The 12,088-nt window shown below is 60.7% G+C and carries 13 protein-coding genes and 1 other RNA gene; 3 read left to right on the plus strand and 11 right to left on the minus strand.

Annotation, left to right across the window (positions count from 1 at the left end):
- Positions 1–100: 100 nt before the first annotated feature.
- The 11 genes from hisG to QZZ60_RS02055 all read right to left on the minus strand — a co-directional run bounded on the left by hisG (position 101) and on the right by QZZ60_RS02055 (position 7,854).
- Positions 101–1,006, minus strand: a complete 906-nt coding sequence (gene hisG / locus QZZ60_RS02005; RefSeq protein WP_295637128.1) for an ATP phosphoribosyltransferase — start codon at positions 1,004–1,006, stop codon at positions 101–103.
- 11 nt (positions 1,007–1,017) lie between these two features.
- Positions 1,018–1,419: a phosphoribosyl-AMP cyclohydrolase gene (gene hisI, locus QZZ60_RS02010; protein ID WP_295637130.1), complete on the minus strand. Its 402-nt coding sequence runs from the start codon at positions 1,417–1,419 to the stop codon at positions 1,018–1,020.
- 68 nt (positions 1,420–1,487) lie between these two features.
- The gene (gene rny / locus QZZ60_RS02015; RefSeq protein ID WP_295637133.1) at positions 1,488–3,050 is read right to left on the minus strand and encodes a ribonuclease Y; all 1,563 of its coding nucleotides are present in this window, start codon (positions 3,048–3,050) and stop codon (positions 1,488–1,490) included.
- Positions 3,051–3,198: 148 nt separating this feature from the next.
- Positions 3,199–3,380: non-coding RNA, 6S RNA (ssrS, locus tag QZZ60_RS02020), on the minus strand.
- Between the two features lie 33 nt (positions 3,381–3,413).
- Positions 3,414–3,695, minus strand: a complete 282-nt coding sequence (locus QZZ60_RS02025; protein ID WP_295637135.1) for a cell division protein ZapA — start codon at positions 3,693–3,695, stop codon at positions 3,414–3,416.
- Between the two features lie 15 nt (positions 3,696–3,710).
- Positions 3,711–3,974 (minus strand): cell division protein ZapB, encoded by a 264-nt coding sequence (locus tag QZZ60_RS02030; RefSeq protein ID WP_294445633.1) that lies wholly within the window; start codon positions 3,972–3,974, stop codon positions 3,711–3,713.
- A gap of 1,070 nt (positions 3,975–5,044) precedes the next feature.
- Positions 5,045–5,689: a redox-sensing transcriptional repressor Rex gene (locus tag QZZ60_RS02035; RefSeq protein ID WP_077074016.1), complete on the minus strand. Its 645-nt coding sequence runs from the start codon at positions 5,687–5,689 to the stop codon at positions 5,045–5,047.
- Between the two features lie 68 nt (positions 5,690–5,757).
- Positions 5,758–6,075, minus strand: a complete 318-nt coding sequence (gene atpE / locus QZZ60_RS02040; protein ID WP_294445632.1) for an ATP synthase F0 subunit C — start codon at positions 6,073–6,075, stop codon at positions 5,758–5,760.
- A gap of 65 nt (positions 6,076–6,140) precedes the next feature.
- Entirely contained in the window at positions 6,141–6,866 is a 726-nt protein-coding gene (atpB, locus tag QZZ60_RS02045) for a F0F1 ATP synthase subunit A (RefSeq protein WP_295637140.1), read from the minus strand.
- 30 nt (positions 6,867–6,896) lie between these two features.
- A complete protein-coding gene (locus QZZ60_RS02050; RefSeq protein WP_295637143.1) occupies positions 6,897–7,358 on the minus strand; it encodes a hypothetical protein in 462 nt (153 codons plus the stop codon).
- Entirely contained in the window at positions 7,318–7,854 is a 537-nt protein-coding gene (locus tag QZZ60_RS02055) for an AtpZ/AtpI family protein (protein ID WP_295637146.1), read from the minus strand. The genes QZZ60_RS02050 and QZZ60_RS02055 overlap by 41 nt, the downstream gene beginning before the upstream one ends.
- Positions 7,855–8,018: 164 nt before the next feature.
- Between QZZ60_RS02055 and QZZ60_RS02060 the strand changes: the two genes are divergently transcribed.
- The 3 genes from QZZ60_RS02060 to purD all read left to right on the plus strand — a co-directional run bounded on the left by QZZ60_RS02060 (position 8,019) and on the right by purD (position 12,034).
- The gene (locus QZZ60_RS02060) at positions 8,019–8,441 is read left to right on the plus strand and encodes a peptidylprolyl isomerase (protein ID WP_295637149.1); all 423 of its coding nucleotides are present in this window, start codon (positions 8,019–8,021) and stop codon (positions 8,439–8,441) included.
- A 78-nt stretch (positions 8,442–8,519) separates the two neighbouring features.
- On the plus strand, positions 8,520–10,739 hold the full coding sequence (locus QZZ60_RS02065) for a glutamine synthetase III (protein ID WP_295637152.1): 2,220 nt from the start codon (positions 8,520–8,522) through the stop codon (positions 10,737–10,739).
- Positions 10,740–10,750: 11 nt separating this feature from the next.
- Positions 10,751–12,034 (plus strand): phosphoribosylamine--glycine ligase, encoded by a 1,284-nt coding sequence (gene purD / locus QZZ60_RS02070; protein WP_295637155.1) that lies wholly within the window; start codon positions 10,751–10,753, stop codon positions 12,032–12,034.
- Positions 12,035–12,088 lie beyond the last annotated feature (54 nt).

Here is a 12,088-nt window from a genome sequence, read left to right on the forward strand (position 1 = left end):
CGCACGGCAGAGAAACGCCCCCCCTTCTCCGCATGCGCAAAACGGCCGGAGGCGACGAACGTCGCGCTCCGGCCACACATGCGGTTTCAGCAGCAAAAAGCTAGATGACCTTGTTCAGGCTGTATTCCAGAATGCCTTCGGCACCCAGGGCGTGCAGCTGAGGAATAAGATCGCGCACCACGTTGGTGTCGACCACGGTTTCCAGCGACACCCAGGCGGGATCGCGCAGAGAAGCCACGGTGGGGGAGTTCAGCGCGGGAAGAAGGCCGAGAATGGCGTCGAGACGCGCCGTGGGAGCGTTCATCTTGAGGCACACGAAGCTTTCCGCCCGCAGAGCGCCCTGAAGCAGAAGGTCGATCTGTTCGATCTTGCGGCGGCTGGCCGGATCATTCCACACGTCGCGGTTGGCGATGAGCACGGTATTGCTGGCCATGACCTCGTCGATGACGCGCAGGCCGTGCGCACGGATGGTGGTCTCGGTTTCGGTCACTTCCACGATGGCGTCTGCCAAGCCTTCCACGACCTTGGCTTCGGTGGCACCCCAGGAATAGTTGATCTGAACCGGAACGCCCTTTTTCTCGAAGTAGCGGGTGCTCACGCCCACAAGTTCCGTGGAAATGCGCTTGCCTTCAAGATCGGCCGCGCACTGATAGGGAGAGTCGCCGGCCACGGCCAGCACCCAGCGGGCCTTGCGGTTGGACACCTTGGAATAAACAAGATCGGAAATCACCACCACGGGAGCATCGCTGTCATCCTTGCCGCCGTAAGGCACGCCGCGCTCTTCCAGCCAGTCCTTGCCGGTGAGGGCCACGTCGAGAATTCCGTTCTGGATGTATTCGGGAATCTCCTGCACGCGGCAGAGGCGGGCGGTGAGTTCGGGATCGTTGATGTCAGGGAAATAGTTGCGGACGTGCTTATGGATCTTCCATCCGGCCTTGTCGAAAAGGGCGATGGTTGCTTCTTCCAGTGAACCTTTGGGAATGCCGAGCTTGAGCTGAGATTTCATGCTGAGAGCCTCTATTTCTTATACACTTCGGCGGGATCAAAGACCTGCGGGCAGCAGACGGACACTTCGGAGCTGCCGGGCGTGAGCCGCCGGTAAAAACAGCTGCTTCTGCCGGTATGGCAGGCGGCACCGCCTATCTGTTCGATTTCCAGCACCACGGCGTCGGAATCGCAGTCGAGGCGTATGGCCTTCACGATCTGCACGTTGCCGGAACTTTCTCCCTTGTGCCACAGCTTCTGACGGCTGCGGCTCCAGTAATGGGCCTCGCCGGTGGCAAGGGTGGCCTCCCACGCTTCCCGGTTCATCCAGGCAAGCATGAGCACTTCGCCGGTGGCGGCGTCCTGCGCAACGGCGGCAATGAGGCCCCCGGACTTGGAAAAATCGGGAACGAAGTCGGATGGAGCTTGGAACATGAGACGGTATCCTTATGAGGGTTGTGCAATGAACGTCGTTTTAATCCGCAATGATGACGGCAATATGACTATTTTGCGAAGCCTACGGCGCGGCGTTCGCGGATGACCGTGACGCGGATCTGGCCGGGGTAGGTGAGATTCTCCTCGATCTTGGCGGAAATGTCCTTGCACAGAAGATAGGTGCTGTCGTCGTCCACGTTGTCGGAGTTGACGATGACGCGCAGCTCACGGCCTGCCTGAATGGCGTAGGACTTGGCCACGCCCTCGAAGGAATCGGCGATGTTCTCGAGGTCTTCAAGACGCTTGACGTAGTTTTCAAGCAGCTCCTTGCGCGCGCCGGGCCTTGCTCCAGAGAGGGAGTCCGCGGCCTGCACGAGCACGGCGAGCGCCGTTTCGGGATGCACGTCCTCATGGTGGGCGGCGATGGCGTGAACGATGTCCTTGCCTTCCCCGTACTTCTTGGCGATGTCCGCGCCGATGAGGGCGTGGGAGCCTTCCACCTCATGGTCCACGGCCTTGCCGATGTCGTGCAGAAGACCGGCGCGCTTGGCGCGCTTGATGTCCATGCCGAGCTCGGCGGCCATCATGCCGCAGAGGGCGGAAACTTCAAGGGAATGCTGAAGCACGTTCTGCGTGAAGCTCGTGCGGTACTTGAGCTGACCGAGGAGCCGGATGATGTCGGGGCTTATGCCGTGCACGCCCGCGTCGAAGGTGGCCTGTTCGCCCACTTCGCGAATCTGCACCTCCAGTTCCTGCTCGCACTTGTGCACCACGTCCTCGATGCGGGCGGGATGAATGCGCCCGTCCTGAATGAGGCGCTCGAGAGCCATGCGCGCCACCTGACGACGGATGGGGCTGTAGGCGGAAAGAATGACGGTTTCCGGAGTGTCGTCTATGATGAGATCCACGCCCGTGGCTGCTTCCAGCGCACGGATGTTGCGGCCTTCACGACCGATGATGCGGCCCTTCATGTCCTCGCTCGGCAGGGTGACGGCCGTCACCGTCTGCTCGCCCACATAGTCGCCGGCATAGCGCTGTATGGCGCAGGCCAGAATTTCCTTGGCCTTGCGGTCGGCCGTCTCGCGGGCCTCGGTTTCAATGACGCGCATCATCTTGGCCGCTTCGTGACGGGTACGGGCCTCGATTTCTTCAAACAGACGGGTCTTGGCCTCCTCGGCCGTCAGCCCGGAAACTTCCTGAAGACGGCGCTCCTGCTCGTCGAGTCTGGCCTCGACCTGGCTTTCCTTTTCGGCAATCACGCGCTCGCGCTGCGCCTGCTCCTTCTCCTGGGCAAGAATGTCGTGCTCCTTCTGCGTGATGCGCTCCATCTTCTCTTCCATGCGGTCGCTGATGTCCTGGAGCTTCTTCTCACGGTTCTTGAGAGCCCGTTCCTGATCCTTGCACTCCATTTCAAAGGAGTGCTTCTGGCTGAATATTTCGTTCTGCCCCTGAAGCAGGATTTCCTTTTTCTGTGCCTGCGCTTCCTTGCGGGCTTCTTCCACGATGCGGCTGGCGAGATCGTTGGCTTCGCCTATGCGCTTGCTGGTCACATGACGCTGTATGAAAACGCCGATGAGCGCTCCGGCCACGAGACTGACCAGCGCAAAGGCGTAAATGATGATGTCATCCATGATAATTCCTGTGATATGTTGACGGGCAAAGCCCGACAGTCCGGAACGGCCGAAGGGCGCGCCGAAGCATCGCGGACAGGCCGCGTCCCGAAAAGGGGAATCTGGAAATTCCGTCCCGCGGACGGACAAGAAGCTCAGAGGAAGGAAAAAAGAACCCGGGATGCCGTGAAAAGCTGCTGGCACGAGACCTTGTGGTCTCCAAGTGGGCGCCTGTCCGAAACTTCAGGCTGCCCGCATATTGCGGGTATGCACACCATTTCGGAGACTGGCTCCCTGCTAACGCTAGTGAGGCCGGCGCAAGCCAGCTTCCCACGCACACCCCAGGGAATATGGGTACCGGAAGAGCTTCGGCAGTCTGCGCTGCTACTTGCCGTCATCCTCCGGCGTGTTCTCCTTCAAGTTCTGCAAAAGCTCGTCCAGTCGCGAATTCATGCGGCTTTTCTGCTCCTGCAGTTCCAGCAGGTCATCGGCCATGCCTATGAGAAGCATGACCAGCAACCTGTCTCTGCCGAACTGACCGCCCTGCGCCTTTACCTTGCCATATCTTTCCTCGACGTACTGTCTGGCCTTTTCCACGCGGTCGGGAGCAGCCTCGGTACGGAACGCGACCTGAAGATCGCAAAGGTCAAGATGATAGCTGTGCATGGCGGCTGCCTGCCATTAACCGTTCTGCTGCGGTTCGGCGGCAGGCAAGGTATCCTGGATACGGCTGATCAGCGCGTCGACCCTGTTGCAGGCCTCGTCGCGGACGCTGCGTTCACGATTGAGCTGTTCCTGAAGTTCTTCGGAAGCCATCTGTCCGAGCTCCAGATCTTCACGAAGGCGCTTGCCTTCCTCGCGGAGCTGATGGTTCTCCTCCCGGAGTCGGTCCAGTTCCTGAATGAGACTATCAATACGCTGAGCCAGCAGTTCCAACTTTTCCATAACTCGTCTATCTCCTTGAGAACCGGCGGGACGCAGTCAGCGCCGGTTCCGAGCATTTTTGTACGTGCCGGAAACTTCCGGCCATTATCGCGAAGCGCAGAGAACATGATTATGACGGCAATGTTTCCTCTTGCGCTCTTTCCTTATTGATAAGCTATGGCGGCCGGATGAGCAAGTACATAGAGCGCCCATTATTGGCAAAGTTCGCAGAAAAAACAAAAAAGACGGCTTCCGGCCGTCCCCCCGGAAAATTTTGCCCCGAAGTGCGTGTCCTGCTGCCGCTCCTGACGAAAAAAACGCTCGTCCGCGGCGGCTTTCGTGCGGCAAAAAGCCCCTGAGAGGGCAGCTCTCACAGACGCCCGGCGTGAGCGACCGTGATTTTCCAGAAAATCCCTGTCCGCTCACCTTGCCGTCGGACAGGCGACGCGCTCACGCCCTGCCGGAAGCTCCTGCCGACTTCGCCCCGAACGACTTGTGAAAAAATATTCATTTACGTTCGGACTTTCACGCCGCTCTCGAATGAAAAAGCACGAACAACCAATAAAAAATTAAAAATACCAAGATATTACCGTATCATACTTTCCCATCAGGTCACGCATGAAAAACCGTCCCCTGAAAAAAGGCGGGGCATCTTTTCAACGGCAGCTCCCGCGTTGTCCGCTCGACGCCCTCCGACAATCTCCTGACTGAAGAGTGCCCGTCATGGCAGGCGAATTCAGGGAATGCCCGGCGTTTCGACTTGACGCCTCAAGACGTACAGGGGCTTCCTTCGTCGCCGGCGCGTCTCTCCGTCCGTCACGCGGGCCCCCCAAAGGACAACGTTTCCATGCCCGACAAGAACTTTTCCTGCCGGCCAGGGACAGACCGGACAGGAGACCCACGATGGAAAATGAACGCGACGCTGCCGACTCGTCGAAAGACGCCGACCTCCGGCAGGCCGGGGCGCAGCCCGGACAAACTCCTGTTTTCTGAGAAAACGCGCCGTCTCCCCAGATCCGAGGACAGCGGCGGGCAATGAAAAAGCCCGTCAGAGCAAAGTCCGACGGGCTTGAAAGGCGGAGCAGAACGACTCAGCGCTGCTTCGTGGAGATGTTGAACGTCAAAGAATAAATCTGATGGAAGAAGTTGACGTATTCCACAAACACGTGATCCGGCACGGTGATGCGGGCGGCGGAGTAGTTCAGAATGCCCTTGATGCCGGCATCGACGAGCTGGGTGGCCGCGCGCTGGGCGCGTTCCGGCGGCACGGTGATGATGCCGATCTCGATGCCGAGTTCAGGCACCTTTTCCATGAGGGTCTTGGTGCAGTAGACTTCCAGCCCGTAGAGCTTTTCACCGATCTTGAAGGGGTCGCAGTCGAAGGCGCCCACGATGGTGAAGCCGTGGCGGCGAAATTCCTGATAGTTAAGCAGGGCCCGGCCCATGTTGCCCACGCCCACGAGAGCGGCGCGCCACTCGCGGTTGGCATTGAGGCAGGCCTTGATGACTTCCAGCAGATACGACACGTAGTAGCCTACACCACGAACGCCAAATTCGCCGAAGTAGGCGAGATCCTTACGAACCTGTGAGGCGTTGACGTCGCAAGCGCGGGACAGGGGTTCGGAGGAGATGACCTGGACGCCATCCTTGTCCATGGCTTCAAGAACCTGGAGATAGGTGGCGAGCCGCTGAATGGTAGCGCGGGGGATGTGTTCGTATTTAGGAGTCTGATTCATTGTCTTGGCTGGCCGGTTAAAAGAATAGGGGCGGAAAGAAATATATCCTTCCCGCCCGATAAATGCAACTACATCTTCACGAAGAGCAGGATAAGCGCCACGAGAAGGGCATAGATGACGAGGGATTCGATGAAGGCGAGGCCCAGGATGAGGGACTGGGAGATCTTGCCGGAAGCATCAGGATTGCGGGCAATGCCTTCGCAGGCGGCCTTGATGGCCGCGCCCTGGCCGCAGGCACCGCCGGTGGCGGCGAGGCCGATGCCGAGAGCGATGCCGGCAGCGGCGAGACCGAAGCCGCTGGTGACGCCGCCGTCAGCGGCGAAAGCCACGGCAGCCATGGAAACGAGCATGAGGGTGGTCAGGGTCGTAAGAACGATCTTGCGCATGGTAAAACTCCATTACAATTATGAGTGTTGAGGCCGTAAGGCCATTCCCCCGAGGTAAGGTCGGCTTAGTGGGCGTGTTCCACGGAGCCCTGGATGTAGATCATGGACAGGATGAACAGGATGAAGGCCTGCAGCACCTTGCCCAAGAGGAACAGGAAGTACATGGGAACCGTGCCGAGCAGCACGCCGACGTAGATGCTGGCGCCGAAGCCGAAGAAGATGATGAGCGTCATTTCTTCCGCGAAGATGTTGCCGAAAAGACGGAGCGACATGGACAGCGGACGGGCCAGATGCGAAATGATTTCAATGGGGAACATCAGGGGAATCAGCGGCTTGCTGGAGCCGGTGAAGTGATGGATGTACCCGAATCCCCAGGTGCGGATGCCCACATAGTTGTAATAGATGAACACGCACAGGGCGATGGAAATGGTGGTGTTCAGATTGGCGGTGGGAGCGTCGCAGCCGGGCACGAGACCCAGCAGGTTCATGGTGAGAACGTAGATGAAGATGGAGGCGAGCAGAGGCACGAAACGGCGACCCTTTTCTTCGCCGAGGTTGTTCAGCACGAACTTTTCCAGTCCGTCCACAAGAGCCTCGAAGAAGATCTGGAACTTGCCGGGCACGATGCTGAGTCTCTTGCGCAGCACGAGTCCGGTAACGAGCAGGATGGCCATGCCGAGCCAGGTGAAGAACACATACTTGGTTTCAATGGTCATGCCCGCAACCGTGATCTGATCCATATGGAAAATGGTCGACAAGAGAAGCGGGTGCGCCAGTCCAGATGCTGCCATGGAAAACCTCCTGTATGTGCCCCAGGCTTTTCAACCCCGGAAAATCAAAGAGACCGGAATGATTATCATCGCCGTGGAAAGACCGACCGCAAGGGCGACCGGGCTCGCCTGAAAAAAGACTAATGCTATATACACGAAAATTCCGGTAATGAAAAGCCTCAATTGCGTTCTGATGAGCAAACCTTTTTTCACAATGCGCGCCCGGGAAAGACCGTTCTTGTCCTCGTCGGGCATGGACGCAGGAAGAGCCTGCTGGATGAAAAGGGCAAGAGTATAGAAATTCCAGAATGATAGCACGGACATGACCCCGCTCCAGAACACGCCGTCTCTCCAGGGAAGAAGGGCGGTTCCCACGACGAAGAGCAGCAGGGAAAAAAGAAAAAGGTTCCTCGCGGCCCGGCGCAGAGGCGCATGAATGAATCCGCTTCTCCACAGGCGGCGATCCACTTGTTCAATTATGCTCATGCTCGTCCTTTTTCTCGTCTTCTTCATATTCCCGAAGCTCGCGGCGAATGGCTTCAAGCGACTCGCCGAGCTCATCGAGATCCTGCTCGGAAGGATCCGCCGTGCCCGCAAGTATGGACGCCGTCAGATCATCCTTCCGTTCGGCACCGCCTTCCGCGGCTGCGAGGGATTCCGCCGTGTCGGGCACGATCGAGGCTTTTGCCGGATCCGGCGCGGCGTTTCTGCGCTCCTTTTCCTCTTCCTTCCGTTCGGCCTCGCGCCTGGCCTTTTCCGCCGCGTCGCGCTCGGCGTTGCTCCTTGCCAGATAGCGGGCGTCTATCCACACGTTGCGAAAGCCCGCGGCAAGTCCGAGCAGCAGGCCCACGGCCGCGCCCACGGGCCACGAGTCGAGCCACTTGTCCACCAGCCACCCGAGCCCGCCGCCCACGATGGGGCCGGACACCATGTGCAGTCCCATGGTGCTGGCCGTGCCGAGCAGGCTTATCTGTCCCTTCGGTTCGCTCCGTTTCTTCTCCTCGCTCATTGCGGGCCTCCATCCATTAAATGCTCTTGGAGTTGGGCGCTGTCTGTGTTAGGTATCGTCCTGTGCCGACGCCGTCAATCGAAAAGGCCGCAGCCCTTCCGGCGCAGTCTTCGGACGCGTTCGCGCCTTTCTCATCCCTTCAACTCTCTTCCACAGAGGTTCTCATGCCCATTAAACCCGGCGACACTGTTTCTGTCCATTATGTTGGCACTCTGAACGACGGTTCCGAGTTCGACCGCTCCCGCGAAGGCAGCCCCCTGCGTTTCAAGGTCGGTTCCGGCCAGGTGATTCCCGGCTTCGACAAGGCCGTGACCGGCCATGAAGTCGGCGACAAGTTCTCCGTGACCATTCCCGCAGCGGAGGCCTACGGCGAAAGACAGCAGCAGCTTCTCTTCTCCGTTCCTCTGGAAAAGGTGCCGCCCTCCATCAAGCCGCAGGTGGGCATGATGCTCCACGTTTCCACCGATCAGGGCGAACTGGAAGTCGCCGTTCATGAAGTGACCGACAAGCACATCGTGCTCGACGCCAACCATCCCATGGCCGGCAAGGACCTCACCTTTGCGCTGGAAGTCGTTTCCATAGACTGACCGCGCGGGACATGAGCCCCTTTTTGAGAACACAGGGCCCGCATGACGGGCCGCTTATCTTTCTTTCAAGGAGTTCGCATGAGTTCTGCCAACGCCAGCCGCAGTCATGCCGTTCTTTCCGTCGCCACCAGGCGTCATGACGCGGAATTCATCGCGGGCGGACGCCCCTCGGCGGCCGAAGCCCACACCGATCCCACCGAATATTACGGCTGCAACGTCTTTGACGACAAGGCCATGCGGCGCTATCTGCCCAAGGCCGTCTACAAGTCGCTGCGCACCACCATAGACCTCGGCAGACGTCTCGATCCCGCCGTGGCCGACGTGGTGGCCAACGCCATGAAGTCCTGGGCCATGGAACGCGGCGCGGACCACTACACCCACGTTTTCTATCCCCTCACCGGCCTTACCGCGGAAAAGCACGACAGCTTCCTCGATCCCGACGGCAAGGGCGGCGCGCTTGCCCAGTTCAGCGGCAGCGCCCTCGTTCAGGGCGAGGCCGACGGCTCAAGCTTCCCCTCCGGCGGTCTTCGCTCCACCTTCGAGGCGAGAGGCTACACCGCCTGGGACGTGACGAGTCCCGCCTATCTCATGGAAAGCCCCGCGGGCATGGTGCTGTGCATTCCCACGGTGTTCCTCTCCTGGACGGGCATAGCCCTCGACAAGAAGACCCCCATTCTGCGTTCGAGTCAGGCGCTGAATCAGCAGGCCGCCCGCGTGCTGCGCCTGTTCGGCATGAATCCCACCATGCCCATCACCTCCAACGGCGGTCTCGAGCAGGAATACTTCCTCATCGACGGCACCTTCGTGTCCGCCAGACCCGACCTGCTCATCGCCGGACGCGCCCTGTACGGAGCCCGTCCTCCCAAGGGACAGGAATTCGAGGATCAGTACTACGGCGTCATTCCGAGCCGCGTGCTCGGCTTCATGGCCGACGTGGAACGCCAGCTCTACCGCCTGGGCATACCGGTGAAGACGCGCCACAACGAAGTGGCCCCCAGCCAGTATGAAATCGCCCCCACCTTCGAGTCCGGCAACCTTGCCTGCGACCACAACCAGCTCATCATGACGGTGCTGCGCAAGACCGCCCGCCGTCACGGCATGTCCTGCCTGCTGCACGAAAAGCCCTTCGACTGCATCAACGGTTCGGGCAAGCATCTCAACTACTCCATCGGCAGCCCCGAAGTGGGCAACCTCTTCGCTCCCGGCGACAATCCCCACGAAAACGCCCAGTTCCTCGTGTTCCTGTGCGCCGTCATCCGCGCCCTGCACCGTCATGCGGGATTTTTGCGCGCCGTGGTGGCCTCCGCATCCAACGACCGGCGTCTCGGCGCCAACGAAGCGCCGCCCGCCATCATGTCCCTGTTCCTCGGCGACCAGCTCACCGACGTGCTCGAGCAGTTCCGCGTGGGACAGGTGGTCGGCTCCGCGCACAAGCGCATGATGAACGTGGGCGTGGACACCCTGCCCCCGCTGCCCGCCGATCCCGGCGACCGCAACCGCACAAGTCCGTTCGCCTTCGTGGGCAACCGCTTCGAATTCCGCGCCCTCGGCTCCTCCATGTCCGCCGCCGACTCCCTCGTGGTGCTCAACACCATGATGGCCGAGTCGCTGGACTACGCCGCCACCTTCCTTGAAAACGCCATGCACGGCGAGCATCTCACCCTCGGCGAAGCCGTGCAGAAGCTCATCGAAAACGTGATGGAGGAAGACAGCGCCGTCATCTTCAACGGCAACGGCTATTCCGAAATCTGGCAGCGTGAGGCCGAACGCCGCGGACTGCCCAACTATCCCGCCACGCCCGACGCCGTGCCCGTGTTCTCCTCGCCGGAAGTGGTGGCACTGTGCGAACGCTATCAGGTCTTCTCCCGTCAGGAACTCAATGCGCGTGAAGACATTCAGCTCGAGCAGTACATCAAGACCGTGCACACCGAGTGCAGTCTCGCCATACGCATGGCGCGCACGCAGATATACCCCGCGGCCGTCCGCTACCGTCAGGAACTCGCCTCCTCGCTTGCCTCCTGCACGGCCCTCGGCGTCCCTGCTTCCGCAGACTCGCTGAAGGAGCTGGCCGACGTCATCGCCGGATTCGAGTCTTCCCTGCACATGCTTGAAGAGCGTGCCGGAGAGCTCAACTGGACGCCCGAAGAAGAGCAGCTCCTGCCCGTGGCGCAGACCTGCCAGCACGTCGTCCTGCCCGCCATGGAAGAGCTCCGTCACTGGGCGGACAGACTGGAAACCATGGTTGCCGACGATCTCTGGCCCCTGCCCAGCTATCAGGAAATGCTGTTCATGAAATAAGGGAGGTTCCCATGCGCATACTCATCATAGGTTCGGGCGGCCGCGAGCACGCCCTGGCCTGGAAGCTCGGCCAGCGCCCCGACGTGACCGAAATCTTCGTCGCCCCCGGCAACGGAGGCACGGCGGGCATCGCCACCAACGTGGCCATTAAAGACAGCGACGTTCCCGCCCTCGTGGCCTTTGCCCGGGAAAAGGCCGTGGACCTCGTGGTTCCCGGTCCGGAACTTCCCCTCACGCTCGGTGTGGTGGACGCCATGAAGGAAGCGGGCATCGCCTGCTTCGGACCTGTGGCGGCCTGCGCCCGGCTTGAAGGCAGCAAGGCCTTCGCCAAGGAAGTCATGCATGCCGCAGGCGTGCCCACGGCGGCCGCCGGAGTGTTCTCCAGCCGTGCCGAAGCCGACGCCTTCGTCGCCGCGCACGGCGCGCCGCTCGTCATCAAGGCCGACGGACTTGCCGCAGGCAAGGGCGTCATCGTGGCCATGACCGACGAAGAAGTCAAAGCCGCTCTCGACCTCATGTTCGACGGCAGAGCCTTCGGCGACGCGGGCAGCACGGTGCTCATCGAAGAATTCCTCAAGGGCGAGGAAGTCTCGCTTCTGTGCTTCTGCGACGGCAAGACCGCGCTTCCGCTGCCTTCCGCCCAGGACCACAAGGCCGTGTTCGACGGCGACAAGGGCCCCAACACCGGCGGCATGGGAGCCTACAGTCCCGCGCCCGTGCTTCCCGACGACAGGCTCGACGCCATGGCCGACGTCGTGACCCGGCCCATTCTTGCCGAAATGGCTCGCCGCGGCACGCCCTTCACCGGCATCCTGTACGCCGGTCTCATGATGACCGCCGACGGTCCCAAGGTGCTTGAATACAACGTGCGCTTCGGCGATCCCGAATGTCAGCCCCTGCTCATGCGCCTCAAGAACGACCTTGTCGACGTCATGACGGCGTGCATCGAAGGCCGTCTCGACACCATGAAGCTGGACATCGAGGAACGCTCGGCCCTCGGCGTGGTGCTCACCTCTGCCGGATACCCCGGCTCCTACCCCAAGGGCATGCCCATTTCCGGCATCGACGAGGCCGAAAAGCTGGACGACGTCAGGGTATTCCAGGCCGGAACCCGCAGGGAAGGCGACCGCGTCCTTGCCAACGGCGGCCGCGTCCTGTGCGTCACCGCACTCGGCAAGGATCTTCGGGACGCGCAGAAGCGCGCCTACGAAGGCCTCGATCATCTCACCATGGAGCACAGCCAGTTCCGCAGCGACATCGGCCTCAAGGGGCTGAAACGCCTGGGCCTCGCCTGATTTTCTCCTTTCACCCTGCGCCGGAAGCGTCGCCAAAGTCGCTTTCGGCGCATC

Source organism: uncultured Mailhella sp., from assembly GCF_905187505.1.
Classification (GTDB): Bacteria; Desulfobacterota; Desulfovibrionia; order Desulfovibrionales; family Desulfovibrionaceae; genus Mailhella.